The following is a 17,671-nucleotide window of genomic DNA, read 5'->3' on the forward strand; positions in this document are numbered from 1 at the left end:
GGAATTTCAGATGCCAGAGCCAAGCAAGCATGTCAGTCGCAGACAACTGCTCTCGATGATCGGAAAGGTCGCGGGCGGCAGTGCCATGTATCAAGCCATGAGTTCACTGGGCTATGCCGCCGAATCGCATTACAGCGGTCCGGTCAAGCTCGGCAACGCAAAACCCGGCGCATCGGTTCTGGTGCTGGGCGCGGGCCTGGCAGGCATGGTGGCAGCCCACGAGTTGCGTGCGGCCGGCTACAAGGTGCAGTTGCTTGAATACCAGAGCCGCGCCGGAGGCCGCTGCTGGACGCTGCGCGGCGGCGATGAGTTCAGCGAACTCGACGGTACACGTCAGAAAGTGGGCTTTGCCAAGGGCAACTACTTCAACCCCGGCCCCTGGCGCGTGCCCTACCACCACCATGCGATGCTGGACTACTACAAGCGCTTCGGCATCAAGCTCGAAGCCTTCAACCAGGTCAACTACAACGCCTATCTGCACAACAGCAAGGCCCTGGCCGGCAAGCCCCAGCGCTTTCGCCATGTTCAGACCGATGTCTACGGCCATGTGGCCGAGCTGCTGTCCAAGGCTACCAATCAGGGCGCACTGGACCAGAGCGTCAGCCGGGAAGACAAGGAACGCCTGCTGGAGAGCCTCAAGGCCTGGGGCGTGCTGGACAAGGAATACCGCTACCGCGCCAGCAATGCGGTCAGCGATTTTCGTGGCTACGACATCGACCCCGGCGGCGGCCTGATGGCGCAGGCCAAACCGTCGACGCCCATGGGCCTGCACGAGCTGCTCGAATCCAATTTGTGGCGCCAGATGGGCGTGGGCAATATCTACGAATTCCACAGCGCCATCTTCCAGCCCGAAGGCGGCATGGACATGCTGGCCCAGGCCATGGCGCGCGATCTGGGCTCGGCCATACGCTACAACGCCAAGGTCACCAGGATCGCCCAGAACGACAAGGGCGTGACCGTGGACTATGTGGACGCCCTCAAGCCCAGCTCCACGCTGCAGGCCCGCGCCGACTGGTGCGTGTGCACGATTCCGCTGTCCATCCTGAGCCAGATCGAAGTGCAGGCCGGCAGCGCCATGCAGAACGCGATTGCTGCCGTGCCTTACGGCAGCTCCATGAAGGTCGGTCTGGAGTTCAAGCGCCGCTTCTGGGAAGAGGACGAGCGCATCTACGGCGGCATCAGCTACACCGATCTGCCGATTCAGCAGATCTCCTACCCCTCCACCGGCTATATGGGCAACGGCCCCGCCGTGCTGCTGGGCGCCTATGCCTTCGAGAACTCCAACAGCTACCGCTTCTCCTCGCTCAAGCCGGCCGAGCGCATTCGTCTGGCGCTGGAGTATGGCGCGCAGATCCATCCGCAGTACAAGCAGGAGTTCCTCAACGGTGTGTCAGTAGCCTGGCATCGCATGCCCTGGATCAATGGCTGCTTCGGCAACTGGACAGATGCGCTGCGTGAGCAGCACTACAAGGATCTGGCCCAGATCGACGGCCGCCTGGTGCTGGCGGGCGAGCATGTCTCGTACATCCCCGCCTGGCAGGAAGGTGCCGTGCTGTCTTCGCTGGACGCCATCCAGCGCCTGCACGCCAAGGCCTCCAGCCTCTGATCGCCCATGTCTGCAACAAGGAACTTCACCATGCACACATTGCACCGTCTTTGCTCCGCTTTCGCCCTGGCCCTGGGTCTCTCCGGCGCCGTCCTGGCCCAATCACAGGGCATGAAAACCCAGGATGTGAAAAACCTGCAAACACTGCAGTCTGCCGCCGTTCTTTCCATCTCGCCCGCCGATACCCAGGCGCTGATGCAGAACTTCTCGGCAGTCCGCCCACGCTTCAGCCAGAGCGGCGGAGAGACCCTGTACCAGGCCATCTGCCAGGGATGCCACATGGTCAAGGGCGAAGGCGCCAAGGGCGCCGGCTTCTACCCAGCACTGGCCTCCAACCCCAAGCTGGCCGCCGCTGCCTACCCGGCCTCGGTCGTCATGAACGGCCTGCACGGCATGCCGTCCTTTGCCAGCAAGCTGTCCGACGAGCAGATTGCCGACGTCGTGAACTATGTGCGCAGCAACTTCGGCAATCAGTACCCGGACAAGCTGTCTGCCGCCGACGTCAAACCCTTTCGCGTCACCCCATAAACCCATTCAGGAGATCACATGAGCGTTCCATCCATCTTCAAGACCGCCACCACCGCCGCCTTGCTGGGCGCTGCAGTCCTGCTCACCGGCTGCGCAGCCACCACCTCCGGCGGTGGCGATGTGCTGCGTTACAAGACACCGGGCTCGACCTTCCCCATCGCCGCAGCCGTGGAAATCCCCACCGATGCCCGCACTGTCTACCTCTCGGGCAAGGTGCCGCCCGTGGTGGACAAATCCAAGTCCGCCACTGATCCTGCGGCCTACGGCGGAGATACCGAGGGCCAGACCGTCGCCATCCTCAAGGGCCTGGAAGAGCAGCTCAAGAGCATGAATCTCGGCATGAGCGATGTGGTGAAGATGCAGGTCTTCCTGGTGGCCGATCCCGCCAAGGGCGACAAGATGGACTTTGCCGGCTTCATGCGTGGCTACACCCAGTTCTTTGGCACTGCTGCCCAGCCCAATCTGCCCGCACGCTCGGCCTTCCAGATTGCAGCCCTGGCCAACCCGGCCTGGTATGTGGAAATCGAGGTCGTGGCGGTGCGTGCCGCCAAGCCCGTCAAGTAAGTGACGCTCCAGCCCCTGGAAAAATAAATCGGGTGGCATTCATCGCCTGTCCCGTCAGCGATGAATGCCGATTCCTGCGCTGCTTAGTGAGCGGTGGAGCCAGATCCCTGCTGGGCGCTGCGCGCATCCAGGGCCAGGAAATGGTGAACCACGGGCTTGTCCGGCCCCTGGTGGTAACGCAAAGCGGCGGCCTGCAGATCGGCGTCGGCCTTGGACACGCGACCATGCTGGCGCAGGTGCTCGGCCCAGGACTCGACCAGGAACCACTCGATCACCCGACCTGGCTCGCCGGTGTGCTCGGCCACGCCCCAGGCATAGGCACCGTCACGACGACGCTCCTGGGCCACTTGCTGCATGGCCTGGAAAAAGGTGCCCAGGTCTTGATGCGCAATCCGGTACTCGACCTGAATCATGACCGGACCACGGTCGTGGGCCACGGGTTCTGCCAGCAAAGGCTCGGGCCAGTGGTTGGACGGCTGCAGATCGGCTTCGCCGCCAGGCAGCTTGACGCGGTGAAAGACCAGGGACACCAGCACCAGACCCAGGGCCCCGATCAGCAGCGTGACCGGCAGGCCCAACTGGCCGGCAATCAGGCCCCAGCCCAGGCTGCCCAGGGCCATGGCACCGTTGAATACCATCAGGTAGATGGCAAGACCCCGGCCGCGCACCCAGTTGGGCAGCACCGCCTGGGCCACGCCGTTGAGCGTGGTCAGCGCAACAATCCAGCCCAGACCCAGCACCAGCATCAGCGCCACGGCAGCCCACTGGGGCGGCGCCAGGGTCAGCATGCCCATGACCAAGGCAGTAACCACAGAAGCCAGCAACACCAGACCGTCGGTATCGAGACGCTTGCGCAGCTTGGGCAGCAGCACGGCGCCCAGGATGGCTCCGGCGCCCACAGCGCCCAGCATCACGCCATAAAAGCCGGCCGTGCCATCCAGCATGCGCCGCGCCACCAGGGGCAGCAGGGCCCAGACCGAGCTGGCGAACAGGAAGAACACAGCGGCGCGCAGCAACACCACATGCAGCTCGCGGCTGGCACGGGCATAGCGCACACCGGCCCGGAAGGCGCCGAAGAACTGCTCGTTGAGCGCCGAGGCCTCGGCCTTGGGACGCTTCCACCAGATGAGGGCGGCGATCACGAACACATAGCTCAGCACATCAAGGCCGTAGGCCGCCGCGGCGCCGAAGCTGGCCAGCAGCAGGCCGCCGGCGGCCGGGCCGACGGCACGGGCGATGTTGATGCCCAGGGAGTTCAGGGCCACGGCGCTCTTGAGTTCGCTGCGCGGCACCAGCTCGGGCACGATGGACTGCCAGGTCGGACCCATGAGGGCGGCGCCAATGCCGCCCACAAAGGTCAGGGCCACCAGGTATTCCACCGTGAGGGTGTTGGTCTGGGCCAGCACCAGCAGCGTGCCGCTCACGGCGCCCAGCAACACCTGCACGCCGATGAGGAAACGACGGCGGTCCAGGATGTCGGACAGCACGCCGGCCGGGATGGCCAGCAGAAAAACTGGCAGCGTGGCCGCCGTCTGGATCAGGGCCACGGCCGTGGGGCTGGACGAGAGCTCGGTCACCATCCAGGCGCTGGCCACATCGCGCATGAAGCTGCCGATATTGCCCAGCACCGTGGCGGCCCACAGCACTGCAAAGACGGGAATGGCCAGGGGCGCGAAGCTGCCCGAGGCGGCTTTGGTGTTATCCGGCATGGGAGTCTCCTAGATCGTGCCAGGCGACGAGCAGCATGCCGCCGACCAGGCCCCAGTGTTCAAAAAATGCGTTGACAGCACGCTGGCGCTCGGCCAGCAAGGCCGCCAGCACCGTGAAACCTGCGAGGGCCAGCGACTGCACCTGGGGTGCAGTGGCTACGGCATGCAGTGTCTCGCCCATCTCACACCGCCCAGCAGGCGCAGCCCAGGGCGCCCCAGAAGCCCTTGAGATCGGCCACGGGCAGCTTGCTGCTCCAGGCCGTGGCATGGGCGTGGCCGTGCATGTTGCAGCTGCTGGCGCAGCCGCAGTTCACTGCCGCGTTGCGCATCACGGCCTGCAGCGGTGCACCTTCCTGCACACCCCAGGCGCCATAGCCCTTGAAGGTGCGCACGGGTGACCAGTCGGGCATGGCCAGGGGCGGGGCCGATTCATCGAAGTCGGCGAAGCTGCCGGCGCCGTAGACCACCTTGCCACCCACCACGGTGAGCAGGGCCGAGGTGTCGGCAATATCGGACTCGGAGCAGGCGAAGAAGTCGCGGTCGGGCACGATCACATCGGCCAGCTGGCCGACCTGGATGCGGCCCTTCTTGCCCTGTTCGTTGCTGAACCAGGTCACGTTCTCGGTCCACATGCGCAAGGCCTGGTCGCGGGTCAGGCAGTTGCGCTGGGGCGTGAGCTGCAGGCCGCCCACGGTCTTGCCCGTGATGAGCCAGGACAGCGAGACCCAGGGGTTGTAGCTGGCAACACGGGTGGCGTCGGTGCCGGCTGACACGTTGACGCCCTTTTCCAGCATGCGCTTGACGGGGGGCGTGGCCTCGGCCGCGGCCGCGCCATAGCGCTCGACGAAGTATTCGCCCTGATAGGCCATGCGATGCTGCACGGCAACACCGCCGCCCAGAGCCGCAATGCGGTCGATGGACTTTTCGGAAATGGTTTCGGCGTGGTCGAAGAACCAGTTCAGGCCGGCCAGGGGGATGTCTTTATTGACCTTCTCGAACACATTGAGCGCGCGGTCTATGGTCTCATCGTAGGTGGCGTGCATGCGCCAGGGCCAGCGGTTCTGGGCCAGGATGCGCACCACTTCTTCGAGCTCGCCTTCCATGCCGGGCGCCAGCTCGGGCTGGGGCTGGCGGAAGTCCTCGAAGTCGGCGGCCGAGAACACCAGCATCTCGCCTGCGCCGTTGTGGCGGAAGTAGTCCGTGCCCTGCTTGTACTGCGAGTTGGCGGTCCAGCGCAGAAAGTCGTCCTTCTCTTCCTTGGGCTTTTGCGTGAACAGGTTGTAAGCCAGGCGGATGGTGAGCTGATCTGCATCGGCCAGTTCCTGGATCACGTCGTAGTCGTCGGGATAGTTCTGCATGCCGCCGCCCGCGTCAATGGCGCCGGTCACACCCAGGCGGTTGAGTTCGCGCATGAAGTGGCGTGTCGAGTTGACCTGGTAGTCGCGCGGCAGCTTGGGCCCCTTGGCCAGCGTGGCGTAGAGAATGGAAGCGTTGGGTTTGGCCAGCAGCAGGCCCGTGGGATTGCCGGCGCTGTCGCGCAGGATCTGGCCGCCGGGCGGCTCGGGCGTGTCCTTGGTGTAGCCCACAGCACGCAGGGCGGCTGCATTGAGCAGGGCTCGGTCGTACAGATGCAGGATGAAGACCGGGGTGTCGGGCGCCACGGCATTCAGTTCGGCCAGCGTGGGCAGGCGCTTTTCCACGAACTGATGCTCGCTGAAGCCGCCCACCACGCGCACCCACTGGGGCGCAGGGGTCACGTCCACCTGGGCCTTGAGCATGGCCATGGCATCGGCCAGGCTCTTCACGCCGTCCCAGCGCAGCTCCATGTTGAAGTTCAGGCCGCCGCGGATCAGGTGCAGGTGGTTGTCGATCAGACCCGGCAGCGCACTGCGTCCGCCCAGATCGATGCGCCTGGTCTGCGGGCCGGCCAGGGACAGGACTTCGCGGTCGCTGCCGACGGCGCTGAAGCGCCCCTGGCTTACTGCCACGGCCGTGGCTGTGGGGTTGCTGCGGTCCAGCGTGGTGAAACGGCCGTTGAACAGGATCAGATCGGGGGTGGAGGGCTGGGTCATGATGTGCCTATGGGGGTCAGCAACGCAAAGAAGGGATGAGAAAGCCGGAGAGGGGGCAAAAAAGGAGGCAGAGGCCGTGGCGAGCGGCCGCAGCCTGGGCCGAGGACCGCAGCCGTACCGACGTGCGGCGAGGACCACAGGCGCAGGATACGGCCGCGCAGCAGGCCCCTGCCCCTTTTTTTTAGCCTTCGTGCGCGCCGAACATGGTCTTGGCGTAGGTGATGCCGATGCCGTAGCCGCCACCCAGCTTCTTGGCAATGCCCGTGGTCATGTCATAGGTCTCGGTGCGGGCCCAGTCGCGCTGCATTTCCAGCAGGTATTGCAAGGAGGTGATGGGCTGGGCTCCAGCCTGGACCATGCGCTCCATGGCACGGTTGTGGGCTTCGGTGGAGATGTCGCCGCAGGCATCGGCGATCACGAAAACCTCAAAACCCTGGTCCAGCGCCGACAGGGCCGGTCCGACGATGCACACGCTGGTCCACAGGCCGGCCAGCACGATGCGGGGCTTGCCGATCTCGTTGACCTTGCGGATCACGGCCTCGTCTTCCCAGGTATTCATCGAGGTGCGGTCCAGCAGGGTCTGGCCGGGGAAAGGCGCAGTCACTTCCTCGAACATGGGTCCCGAGAAACTCTTTTCTGCCACGGTGGTCAGGATGGTCGAGGCTCCGAAGCCGGCGGCAGCCGAAGCGACCAAGGCGGCGTTGGAGCGCAGCTGCACGGGGTCGATGGAGTGCGTGGCAAAGGCCATCTGCGACTGGAAGTCGATCATGATCAGCGTGTGGTCATGGGGGTTGAGCAGCTTGGCACCGGGCTTGGCGACGGCGACGGGACGGGCGATGGAAGCGTTGGCGTTGGTCATGGAGAAACTCCTGGGTAAAAGGTGAGCGAGAGGCTGCAGGGGAAACAAGAAAGCAGGATGAAACCGGGGTGTGAAAACTGTTGCTTACAAGGTGGGCAGTTCGCGGGGACGCAGATCAAAGACCAGCACCTCGGCGTCTTCGCCCTGATCGAAGCGCATGGCCCCGGCGTTGCGGATGCGGGCGCCGTCGCCTTCGGACAGGTGCGCTCCGTTCACGCTGATGCTGCCGCGGGCCACATGCACATAGACATGGCGCTCGGGCCCCACATCGAGTTCGGCGGACTCTTCACCGTCGAACAGGCCTGCATAGACCCGGGCGTCCTGGCGCACGGCCAGCGTGCCGTCTGTGCCTTCGGGGGCGATGATCAGGCGCAGGCGGCCGCGCTTGTCGGCATCGTCCACATGGACCTGCTGATAGCGTGGAGCGGCGCCACGCTCTGCGGGAACGATCCAGATCTGCAGAAAGTGCACCGGATCCTGGGCCGAGTGGTTGAACTCGCTGTGCTCCACGCCGGTACCGGCGCTCATCATCTGCACGTCGCCGGGACGGATCACCGAGCCCGTGCCCATGGAGTCCTTGTGCTCCAGGGCGCCATCGAGCACATAGGAGAAGATTTCCATGTCGCGGTGGCCGTGGGTGCCGAAGCCCTGACCGGGGGACACATGGTCGTCATTGATGACCAGCAGATCCGAAAAGCCTTGCTGACTGGCGTCACGGTAGTGGCCGAAGGAGAAGGTGTGGCGCGATTGCAGCCAGCCATGGTTGGCGCGACCGCGGTGGTTGGATGGGCGAACTTCAAGCATTTCTCTCTCCTAGACAATCGATGGTGTTCACACTTCCTGCTGCTGGCCCGCTTGCCTTTTTCTTCTGCATTCCGTGTGGCGATGAATGAAGTATCCGCGGCCTGATATGCGGTTATGCTGAAAGAAAATTCCCTCAATCATCGATAATTTCGATGATTGTTTTTTAGGCAAATCCAGTATGCTCAAACTCTCTTTGGAAGCCATCGAACTGGTGGACACCATTGCGCGCTACGGCTCGTTCGCCGGTGCGGCAGAGCGCCTGCACAAAGTACCGTCGACCATCTCCTATGCCGTCTCCAAGCTCGAGGAACAGCTGGGTCTGAACCTGTTTGTGCGCAACGGCCCGCGCGTCAGTCTCACGCCAGCGGGCGAAGAACTGCTCAAGGAAGGGCGATGGCTGTTGGCTGCCGCGCGCCAGCTCGAATCGCGGCTGCGCCAGATCGCCACGGGCTTCGAGACCGAGGTGCGCCTGGTGCATAACTCACTGATCCCCACGAGCGCCTTCGGCTCCGACATTCAGGCCTTCGAGGCGCTGAACAGCGGCACGCGTCTGCGCATCGGCTGCGAGACGCTGACCGGCACCTGGGAAGCCTTGCGCGAAGGCAGGGCCGACCTGATAGTGGCTGCGGGCGAAGGCCCGGCCGGCGGCGGCCACAAGGCCGTGGCCGTGGGCCAGCTCGATTTCGTGTTCTGCGTGACGGCCAGCCACCCGCTGGCGCGCCTGGGCCGGCCATTGGCGCGCAGCGACCTGCTGGAGCACACCGCCGTGGTGGTGGGCGACGGCGCCCGTTCGCTGACCGACCGCACCGTGGGCCTGCTCACCGGCCAGCGACGCATCACCGTGCCGAGCATGCAGGCCAAGATCGCATGCCAGGCCGCCGGGCTGGGCCACGGCTTTGTGCCGCGCGCATGCGTGCGTGTGGAGCTGGAGACCGGGGTACTGGTGGAACTGGCGGTGGAAGAACCGCGCCCACCCGAAACCTTCTGGCTGGCCTGGCGCAGCGATGCCCGCGGCAGGGCCCAGCAATGGTGGCGCGAACGCCTCAGCCGCCCACTGCTGCCCGGCATACTTCCCTACTGAAAACGGCCCTGCAACTCAAGGTGGCAGGGCCGCTACGATGCGAGCCGACGAGGTCTGCGGCAACGGCTCAAGCCATGCCCAGGACCTCGCGAAGCTCAGGGAAAGGACGATCAGTCCAGCTTCACGCCGGCCGCCTTGATGACCTCACCCCAGCGCTTGGCTTCGGTGCGCGCCAGCTGGTGAAACTGCTCGGGCGTGCCGGGCAGGGCTTCCATGCCGAAGTCGGCCATGCGCTTGACCACGTCGGGGTCCTTGAGAGCTTTTTGCAGGTCTGCATTGAGACGCTGCACGATGGCTGGCGGCAATCCCTTGGGACCCAGAATGCCCTGGAAGGCATAGACCTCGGAATCCTTGAGACCCAGCTCGGCCAGCGTGGGCACATTGGGTAGATTGGGCACGCGCTTGGCCGTGCCTATGGCCAGGGCTCGCACCTTGCCGGACTGAATCACCGGCAGGCCCGATGCCAGATCCAGGAACATGCAAGGCACCTGGCCGCCCATCACATCGGCCAGCGCGGGCGCGGCGCCCTTGTAGGGGATATGGGTCAGGCTGGTGCCGGTGCGGTTCTTGAACAGCTCCATGGCCAGATGATGGGGCGAGCCATTGCCGGGGGAGGCGTAGTTGAGCTTGCCGGGGTTGGCCTTGGCATAGGCCAGGAATTCCTTGAAATCCTTGGCTTCGAACGCGGGGTTGACCACCAGCGCCATGGGGAAACGGCTGATGCCGCCCACATAGGTGAAATCCTTGTCGGGACTGAAGGGCAGCTTGCTGAACAGGTGCTCGTTGAACGCCAGGATGGCGTTGTCGGCCGACATGATGGTGTAGCCATCAGGCTTGGCCGCGGCAACGAGCTGGCCGCCGATATTGGTCGAGGCGCCAGGACGGTTGTCCACCACGATGGTCTGGTTCAGCGTCTTGCGCATGGACTCGGCCACAGTGCGGGCCAGCACATCGGTGCCGCCTCCGGGTGGGTAGGGCACAACCCAGCGCACGGGGTTGGCAGGCCAGTCCTGCGCCATGGCGAAGGGGGATGCGGCAGCAGCCGAGCTGGCTGCCACGGCAGCCAGGAATTGACGACGATCCATCGTTTGTCTCCTTGAGGGTGATGTAGGGGGTTGTGGAATGATTTTTAGACCCCGCCAGGCTGCCTTTTCTATTAATTGATAGCTGCCTGCGCTTGTCTCTATTCGGTTTGAATCGGCTTTGACTCCGACTTCTGTATGGGTGGCAGTTTGAAACTCACGCGTTCGACCTGATAGCCTTTCTGACGCAGCAGCTCAGGCAGGCCCTTGGGACCGATCATGTGCAGCGCACCCACGGCAGCAAACACCGTCTTGCCCTGCTGGAGCTGACGAACAATGCCATCTGCCATGCCCGGATTGCGTCCATCCATGAGGCGCGCGTACTTGAGCCGGTCACGCTCGGTCTTGATGCAGTCGCACCAGTCGGCATAGTTCTCCAGCTGTTTTTCATTGCCGCTGGCCCAGATATTCGCCAGCTGCTGCAGGATTTCCGGAGCCTTGGGGTCATCAAGCTGGTCCAGCCCGTCGCGCACGCTTTCCTGCACCTCCAAGGGATTGTCGGAAAGCAGCTCCTCGAGCTGGGTCTGCGCCGACTCCAGCCCCAGCACGGGCTTGTGCAATGCATGGGCCATGCCTGCCAGCAGCAGATCGGCGCCAAACTCGGCCACCAGCCCCTGCTTGCGGCCCAATTGGCTGACCAGGCCCAGCAGCTGGGCGTCCGGGCGTTGTGTGCTCAGATGCTCGGCACAGGCCTGCTTTCGATGCTGCGCCAGCCGGGCTTCCAGCTCTGCGGGCAGCGCAGGTGCGTCGACACGGGCCTGGAAGCCGTCGATCAACTGCTGCATGACCTGCGGATTCAGCACATCAAGCTCCAGTGCCAGCAGGTCCGCCCCATACATGGAGCGCACGATGGTGCGGCCGGGCAATATCCACTCCCGCTTGCCCACATGCAAAGTGCCGTAAAGCCAGCTGGTGCGCTCGCCGTCCTGCACGCGCCAGAGCAGGCCTCTGTCCTGCATATGGGGGGCCATGGCCTGCACTTCGGCCGGCGTTGGCGGGCTGAACGGCGGCGGGCAACTGGCAGCCGGTTCGGCGGCTGGTTCTGCCGCCATGGCCAGGCCCGTCAACAAAGCGAGCGCCATGGCCGGCACGGCCTTCAGAGGCAAAATCCAGCGCGAGAGATTCAGACTTGGCATGGGCATGGCGACTGCAACGAGGGCTTAGTCTTCAGAGCTATCCAGAGGCTGAGCTTCGGGCAAGTCATCCTTGCTGCCGCCGGGCGGCGCAATGTTCTGGTCGATGGCACCGAAGATGCTCTGGCCGTCCTTGCCCTTCATCTCGATGCGGATGGTGTCGCCGAACTGCATGAACTCGGTCTTGGGCGCGCCGTCCTGAATGGTCTCTATGCAGCGTTTTTCGGCGATGCAGCTATAGCCCTTGGGCCATTCCATGCGCTTGTTCTTGCCGCTGCCGGTCTCCACGCCCTTGTTGCTCACCGTGCCGCTGCCCACGATGGAGCCGGCGCGTACATTGCGGGTCTTGGCGATATGGGCGATCAGCTGGCCGAAGTGAAAAGTCATCTCCTCGCCCGCATCGCACATGCCGACCTTGCGGCCGTTCCAGGTGCTCTGCAGCGTCAGATGCAGACGGCCGCCCTTCCAGGCATCGCCCAGCTCGTCCAGTGTCACGGCCACAGGGCTGAAAGCCGTGGCGGGCTTGCTCTGGAAGAAGCCGAAGCCCTTGGCCAGTTCGCCGGGAATCAGATTGCGCAGGCTCACGTCATTGGCCAGCATGACGAGACGAACGCCATCCAGCGCATCCTTGGCATCCGTGCCCATGGGCACATCGCCGGTGACGACGGCGATCTCGGCCTCGAAGTCTATGCCCATGGCCGTGCTGGGAACGATCACATCGTCGCAGGGGCCGATGAAATCATCGCTGCCGCCCTGGTACATCAGCGGGTCGGTGTAGAAGTTGGCCGGCACCTCGGCATTGCGCGCCTTGCGTACCAGCTCCACATGATTGATATAGGCCGAGCCATCGGCCCACTGATAAGCTCGCGGCAGCGGTGCCATGCAGCGCTGGGGATCGAAGGGAAACGCGTGGCGGGCCTTGCCGTGATTGAGTTCATGCGACAGATCCTGCAGCTGGGGGGCCATATAGCTCCAGTCGTCCAGCACCTGCTGCATGCGATTGGCAATGCCGGTGGCATAGCAGGCCTGGCTCAGGTCGCGCGAGACCACGACCAGTTGCCCATCGCGCGAGCCATCCTTGTAGGTTGCCAGTTTCATTCTCTGTCCCTCTGCTCACGGCAGCGGTGCTGGCACAATGCCTGACAACGCTAGCCAAAATTACGATTGGTTAAATTGATTTAACTAAACAAAACACGATTCTATTGCAATGGAAAAGGAACGCGCAGGGATTCAGTCGGTCGAAGTGGGTTTCTCCCTCGTCGAGGCGCTGGCACAGGCCAGCGGACCGCTGATGCTCAAGGATGTCGCCGCCGCCGCCGGCATGAGTGCCGCCAAGGCGCACCGCTATCTGGTGAGCTTTCAGCGCATCGGCCTGGTGGCGCAGGACGAGCGCAATTCGCGCTACGACCTGGGCCCTGCGGCGCTGAAGATCGGCCTGGCCTCGCTGGCTCGCCTCGACCCGGTGCGTCTGGCGCGCGAGCGCATTCCGGCACTGCTTGAGTCCCTTAATCACACGCTGGCCATCGCCGTCTGGGGCAACCATGGCCCGACCATCGTGCATTGGGAGGAATCGGCGCAGTCCGTCACCGCCAATCTGCGCCTGGGCGACGTCATGCCCATGCTGGCCTCGGCCACAGGGCGCTGCTTCGGTGCCTGGCTGCCGCGCGAGGCGACGGCCGCGTTGCTGGAGCCCGAAATCGAGCGCGCGCGCAAAGCCCGGCGCCAGGACCTGCCCCAGACCGAGGAGGCCGTGGCGGCCATGCTGGCCGAGGTGCGCGAGCGCGGCACGGCCCGCGTGGTCGACACCGTGCTGCCGGGCATCGTGGCCTTTTGCGTGCCGGTCTTCGACGCGTCCGGCCATATCGTGCTGGGTCTGATGACCCTGGGCTCGCTGGCGACTTTCGACCCGGACTATGGTGGAGCCATAGACGCGCCGCTTCAGGCGGCCGCCCGCCAGCTTTCCTGCGATCTGGGCTGGCGCGCCGACCCCAATCACTGAAACCCGCAATCTCCGAATCACGCTCATGGGCCGCTCCCCTCAGGCAAGCCAGGCACGCGAGACACTGCTGCCCATCACCGGCTTGGTGCTGGCAGCCCATGGGCTGTTGCTCTGGGGCCTGCCCGAACTGAGCCCGCCGGACAAAGCGGCGGACGACCAGATCGTGATGGAGACGCGCATGCTGCAGGCGCCCCCTCCTCCGCCGCCTGCACCCGCAGCGCCCAAGCCGGCTCCAGCTCCAGCGCCCAAACCCCAGGCCTCACCCCGGGCGCCGGCTCCTGCTCCCGTGCCTGCCCCAGCACCGGACGAACAGGAATCAGAGCCAAATCCGCCTCCAGCCCAGGAACCACAAACGCAAGAAGCGCCTGAAAAAGAAGCACCCACCAATACAGGGCAGCCCGCTGCTGCTGCAGAGCCGGCTCCCGAGCCCATGGCCGAGCCTCCCGAAGCCAATGGTGCCGACACGGCCCGCCCCATCCAGGTCACGCCCGCAGGCGGCGCGCCGCTGCCACCTGACTCTGTGCTGCCCGTCACCCTGCCCAACTCCGCCACACTGGAGTTCAATGCCTCGGGTCAGGTCAAGGGTTTTCAATATTCGGCCGGCGCCCAGCTGCAATGGCAGCATGACGGCCAGTATTACCAGGCCAGACAGTCGATCAGCATGTTCTTGCTCGGCGAGCGCGCCCAGACCAGCGAGGGGCTGATCACGCCCAAGGGCCTGCAACCGCTCAACTTCAGCGACAAGGGGCGCAAAACCCAGTCCGCCGCCTTTGATGTGGCCAGTGGCAAGGCGCACTACAGCGGCGGCCAGACCGATGCGGCCATCGGCGATGGAGTGCAGGACCGCCTCAGCGTGTTTCTGCAGCTCTCGGCCCTGATGGCCGCCGCCCCAGAGAAATACCCGCCAGGCACGCTGATAGAGCTGACCACCAGCAGCGCACGCTCGGCCGTGCGCTGGCAGTTCCGCGTGGGTGCCAGCGAGGCGCTGGAGCTGCCGTTTGGCAGCGTCATGGCGCTGCGCCTGGACAAACTGCCCGGCAAAAGCAGCAGCGACCAGCGCGGCTCGGTCTGGCTGGCTCCGTCCATGCAATACCTGCCCGTGCGCATCAAGCTCACTCAGGGACAGGACGACTTTGTCGACCTGCAGCTCAAGAAATATCTGCCCGCGCCGCAATAGCCTCCATGCTGCCCCCCTGGCGTAAACCCCGGGAGCACCGCGCCCCAAGCGCTCACTCACCTCCCAGCCAAGGCCTGCAACCTGCATCGGCTCGGGCTGAACGCTGTCGCGCCATTCAAGGACTTGCCTACTACAGATCGGGAAAGCCGGTTGCCCACAACCATGTCAAATCCATGGAATACTGTGCCCAAGTGCCAAGAGCAGGCATTTCCACCTTGAAATGCGGCACCCTGTCGCCATATCCATGGCAGGCATGCTCATAACGGAAGTGAAAGGAGGAACACCATGCAAATGCTTTACGACTCTGAATCCTTTGCGGTGCTCCATCTGCGTCCCGATATGGAGGCAGACGTTCCGGCAGGCAAAGCCAAGGCCGAGCAAGCCCACCAACTGCCGCGCCACGGCTTTGAAATCGTGGACAAGCGCTCGGGCAAGGAGGTGTATCTGGATGGCTCCTGGGCCGAAATGTTCCAGAAGCAGATCCTCGCCTGGCAGCAGGACGCCCCCACCGAGGAAGAGGTGGAGGAAATTCTCGATACCTACACGGGCCTGGCCCAGCAGCCGGTCATCATTCACTGAACACCTTGAAAAAAGCCACTCGAAAGAGTGGCTTTTTTGATGTCTGAAAGCACACTCTAGTGCTTGCCGGAAGAGCGCGAGCCACTATGACTTTCTGCACAACAGCATCAACACGCAGGCACTCAGCATGCAGCCCAAAAAGCCCAGCAGCCCCCCAGCCGCACCCAGCGCAAGCCAGTAGCCCCAGTCAATGCCTTGCTCTGCGCAGTGAATCTCGCACTGGGGGTTGTGCTCCCAGGCCATCCACATCAGAAGTCCGGCCATCGCAAAGCCGGCGCAGGCGCTGATGATCAGGACCGACTTCCAGGGATTTCGCCTGCTGCGGATCATGGCCTCGCCCCCGGCAGCGCTCTGTTCAGCCACCGGTACAGCGGCGCTACCAGCAGCAGCACGGCAATCAGCCGGCAGACCTGGAAGGCCGTGACCACGGGCACGCCCAGTTGCAGGACCTTGGCGGTGATGGCCATCTCGGTAATGCCACCCGGCGATGTGCCCAGCAGCAAGGTGACCCAGGGCAGGCCGGTGGCCCAGTGCAGCAGCCAGGCAAAGCCGGCGCAGACTGCCATCAGGCCCACGGTACCCAGCGCCACCATGCCCAGCCAGCGCGGAGCCGTGTGCAGGAACTCACGTCGAAAGCGCACCCCCAGGCTTACGCCGATCACCAACTGGGCGGCATTCATCAACCATTGCGGCACGGCGGACAGCTCCAGGCCTGCCATGGTCAAGCCCATGGATACGGCCAGCGCCCCCAGAAACCAGGGATTGGCACGCCTGAGCCTGAGCATCAGCAATGCCCCGGCGCCGGTGGCCAGCACCAGCCAGGCAAAGCCTGGCCATTGCACGGTGCGCACGCTGGGCAGCGTCAGGCCCGGGTCGCCCTGCAGTCCCGACCATTGCAGTGCAAAGGGAATGCTCACCGTCACTATCACCAGCCGCAGGCTGTGCGCCGCCGCCACCAGATCTGTGCGCGCATGCTCGCGCTCGGCCAGCAGCGTCATCTCCGAGGCCGCACCTATCGCCCCCGAGAAATAGGTCGTGGCGCGCAAGCGCTCTTCATCCATGTCCGGTTGCGCCAGCATGGAGGGGGCCTGGACGCGATACAGCCAGCGCCCGAAGACCCAGCCCAGCAACAGGGCCCAGGCAATGGCCAGCGCAATCGCCCACCACAGACCGGCGACCAATTCGGTCACCGCAGGCGTGAAGTACAGGCCCAGAGCGCCGCCTATCGTCCACTGCCCCAGATCGCGCAGCCTGGCCCAGCTTTGGGTGGGCGCCCCGCCAATCGATAGCAGGGAGACGGAAATCAGCGGCCCCAGCATCCAGGGCAGCGGCGTATGCAGCACCAGACAGAGCTGGGCTGCCAGCCATGCCAGCAGCAAAGTAGCGGCCACACGGGCCAGAAACACGGGAGGAAGCAATACGGACATGTGCACGGGAATCCGGCAAGGCACGACAATGGGCGCGCGACAGGGGCAATGCCCCGCAGTATCGCGGCAAAACTCGGTGGGCAAAGCCGGTACGAAATCTACAGCTACGAAGCCATGCCCCGTCTCAGACGAACGCAATCAGCTCATATGTGGACTTTCATTTCTGCGGCGCAGCCGCGCCAGCGTTTCAATCCTTTGGCCTTGACAGCTCTAGCCAGCGCCCTGCTGCTGGGTGGCTGTGCCCATCAAAGAACTCAGTTGACCTCCGACACCGAATGGCAGCAGACACTGGGGCAGTGGGCCGGAACACCGGCCATTCTGCTCGGCGAGCAGCATGACCAGATCGCCCATCATCAGTGGGAAGCAGCTACCGTGCGCCACCTGGCAGCGCAAGGCAGGCTCGCAGCCCTGGTGGTCGAGATGGCCCCCGCAGGCGGCAGCACCCGGAGCCTGCCCGCATCGGCCAGCGATGAGGAGGTGAAAACTGCTCTGCAATGGGCTCAGGGCGGCGGCCCGGGCGGCTGGCCCTGGCAAGACTATGGCCCGGTGGTGATGGCTGCCGTGAAAGCCGGCGTGCCCGTGCTCGGTGGCAATCTGCCACGTGCCCGGATGAAGCAGGCCATGGGCGAGTCCCGCTACGACGGACACCTGCCGGCTGCGGGCTGGCAGTTGCAGCTCGATGCCATCAAGGATGGCCACTGCGGCCTGCTGCCCGAATCGCAGTTCGCGCCCATGGCCCGAATTCAGCTGGCCCGCGATGAATCCATGGCCAGAGTGACTGAAACAGCCGTACGCGAGCTGGGCCAGCCCGGCAAAAGCGTGCTGCTGGTGGCGGGCCGCGGCCATGTGCGCAGCGATATCGGCGTGCCGACCTGGCTGCCCGGCGATTTCAAGCAAAAGGTGGCGATAGCCCAAGCAGACAAGGCTCAGACTGCTATCGCCATGAAGGCAGACAAGCTGCTGACGCTGGAGGGCAACGCCTCCGAAGACCAGTGCAGCCAACTGCGCGAACAGTGGAAGAACAGACCTGCGACCAAGCCTTGACGGGCTG

At 64.5% G+C, this 17,671-nt stretch carries 18 protein-coding genes; 8 read left to right on the forward strand and 10 right to left on the reverse strand.

What is annotated here, in order from left to right:
- Positions 1 to 10 precede the first annotated feature (10 nt).
- From FSY45_RS05490 to FSY45_RS05500, 3 genes are read left to right on the forward strand one after another with little or no spacing between them, the layout of a single operon-like run.
- Positions 11 to 1,606: a flavin monoamine oxidase family protein gene (locus FSY45_RS05490; RefSeq protein WP_046461668.1), complete on the forward strand. Its 1,596-nt coding sequence runs from the start codon at positions 11 to 13 to the stop codon at positions 1,604 to 1,606.
- A 30-nt stretch (positions 1,607 to 1,636) separates the two neighbouring features.
- Positions 1,637 to 2,134 carry a cytochrome c gene (locus FSY45_RS05495; RefSeq protein WP_034354874.1) on the forward strand — a complete coding sequence of 166 codons (498 nt, stop codon included), beginning with the start codon at positions 1,637 to 1,639 and terminating at the stop codon, positions 2,132 to 2,134.
- Between the two features lie 18 nt (positions 2,135 to 2,152).
- A complete protein-coding gene (locus FSY45_RS05500; protein WP_080944466.1) occupies positions 2,153 to 2,698 on the forward strand; it encodes a RidA family protein in 546 nt (181 codons plus the stop codon).
- A gap of 83 nt (positions 2,699 to 2,781) precedes the next feature.
- Here the strand turns inward: FSY45_RS05500 and FSY45_RS05505 are convergent, their stop codons facing one another.
- From FSY45_RS05505 to FSY45_RS05525, 5 genes are all read right to left on the reverse strand, one after another.
- Positions 2,782 to 4,407: an MFS transporter gene (locus FSY45_RS05505; RefSeq protein WP_046461667.1), complete on the reverse strand. Its 1,626-nt coding sequence runs from the start codon at positions 4,405 to 4,407 to the stop codon at positions 2,782 to 2,784.
- Positions 4,397 to 4,588 carry a hypothetical protein gene (locus FSY45_RS05510; RefSeq protein ID WP_046461666.1) on the reverse strand — a complete coding sequence of 64 codons (192 nt, stop codon included), beginning with the start codon at positions 4,586 to 4,588 and terminating at the stop codon, positions 4,397 to 4,399. The genes FSY45_RS05505 and FSY45_RS05510 overlap by 11 nt, the downstream gene beginning before the upstream one ends.
- A gap of 1 nt (position 4,589) precedes the next feature.
- Entirely contained in the window at positions 4,590 to 6,479 is a 1,890-nt protein-coding gene (locus FSY45_RS05515; protein ID WP_046461665.1) for an amidohydrolase, read from the reverse strand.
- A gap of 181 nt (positions 6,480 to 6,660) precedes the next feature.
- Positions 6,661 to 7,338, reverse strand: a complete 678-nt coding sequence (locus FSY45_RS05520) for an isochorismatase family protein (RefSeq protein WP_003068587.1) — start codon at positions 7,336 to 7,338, stop codon at positions 6,661 to 6,663.
- 84 nt (positions 7,339 to 7,422) lie between these two features.
- Positions 7,423 to 8,142, reverse strand: coding sequence for a pirin family protein (locus FSY45_RS05525; protein WP_046461664.1), 720 nt, complete (start codon positions 8,140 to 8,142; stop codon positions 7,423 to 7,425).
- A 178-nt stretch (positions 8,143 to 8,320) separates the two neighbouring features.
- Here FSY45_RS05525 and FSY45_RS05530 point away from each other — a divergent pair, with 178 nt between their 5' ends.
- Positions 8,321 to 9,223: a LysR family transcriptional regulator gene (locus tag FSY45_RS05530; RefSeq protein ID WP_148747958.1), complete on the forward strand. Its 903-nt coding sequence runs from the start codon at positions 8,321 to 8,323 to the stop codon at positions 9,221 to 9,223.
- A 110-nt stretch (positions 9,224 to 9,333) separates the two neighbouring features.
- Here FSY45_RS05530 and FSY45_RS05535 read toward each other — a convergent pair whose 3' ends face one another.
- From FSY45_RS05535 to FSY45_RS05545, 3 genes are all read right to left on the reverse strand, one after another.
- Complete coding sequence (locus tag FSY45_RS05535) at positions 9,334 to 10,308, reverse strand: tripartite tricarboxylate transporter substrate binding protein (RefSeq protein ID WP_003068579.1); 975 nt, start codon at positions 10,306 to 10,308, stop codon at positions 9,334 to 9,336.
- 98 nt (positions 10,309 to 10,406) lie between these two features.
- Positions 10,407 to 11,447 (reverse strand): TraB/GumN family protein, encoded by a 1,041-nt coding sequence (locus FSY45_RS05540; protein ID WP_046461663.1) that lies wholly within the window; start codon positions 11,445 to 11,447, stop codon positions 10,407 to 10,409.
- Positions 11,448 to 11,465: 18 nt separating this feature from the next.
- A complete protein-coding gene (locus FSY45_RS05545) occupies positions 11,466 to 12,536 on the reverse strand; it encodes a fumarylacetoacetate hydrolase family protein (RefSeq protein ID WP_046461662.1) in 1,071 nt (356 codons plus the stop codon).
- 109 nt (positions 12,537 to 12,645) lie between these two features.
- Here FSY45_RS05545 and FSY45_RS05550 point away from each other — a divergent pair, with 109 nt between their 5' ends.
- The 3 genes from FSY45_RS05550 (at position 12,646) to FSY45_RS05560 (ending at position 15,193) form a co-directional block, all read left to right on the forward strand.
- Positions 12,646 to 13,437, forward strand: coding sequence for an IclR family transcriptional regulator (locus FSY45_RS05550; RefSeq protein WP_046461661.1), 792 nt, complete (start codon positions 12,646 to 12,648; stop codon positions 13,435 to 13,437).
- Between the two features lie 25 nt (positions 13,438 to 13,462).
- A complete protein-coding gene (locus FSY45_RS05555) occupies positions 13,463 to 14,614 on the forward strand; it encodes a DUF3108 domain-containing protein (protein ID WP_046461660.1) in 1,152 nt (383 codons plus the stop codon).
- A gap of 285 nt (positions 14,615 to 14,899) precedes the next feature.
- Complete coding sequence (locus FSY45_RS05560) at positions 14,900 to 15,193, forward strand: DUF3567 domain-containing protein (protein WP_046461659.1); 294 nt, start codon at positions 14,900 to 14,902, stop codon at positions 15,191 to 15,193.
- 84 nt (positions 15,194 to 15,277) lie between these two features.
- On the opposite strand, the gene FSY45_RS05565 is transcribed toward FSY45_RS05560, so the two are convergent.
- Entirely contained in the window at positions 15,278 to 15,523 is a 246-nt protein-coding gene (locus FSY45_RS05565; RefSeq protein ID WP_003068567.1) for a hypothetical protein, read from the reverse strand.
- Positions 15,520 to 16,620, reverse strand: coding sequence for an AbrB family transcriptional regulator (locus tag FSY45_RS05570; protein ID WP_046461658.1), 1,101 nt, complete (start codon positions 16,618 to 16,620; stop codon positions 15,520 to 15,522). The genes FSY45_RS05565 and FSY45_RS05570 overlap by 4 nt, the downstream gene beginning before the upstream one ends.
- Before the next feature lie 147 nt (positions 16,621 to 16,767).
- Between FSY45_RS05570 and FSY45_RS05575 the strand changes: the two genes are divergently transcribed.
- Complete coding sequence (locus FSY45_RS05575; protein WP_003068562.1) at positions 16,768 to 17,664, forward strand: ChaN family lipoprotein; 897 nt, start codon at positions 16,768 to 16,770, stop codon at positions 17,662 to 17,664.
- Positions 17,665 to 17,671 lie beyond the last annotated feature (7 nt).

This window comes from Comamonas sp. Z1 (genome assembly GCF_008121555.1).
GTDB lineage: Bacteria > Pseudomonadota > Gammaproteobacteria > Burkholderiales > Burkholderiaceae_C > Comamonas > Comamonas thiooxydans.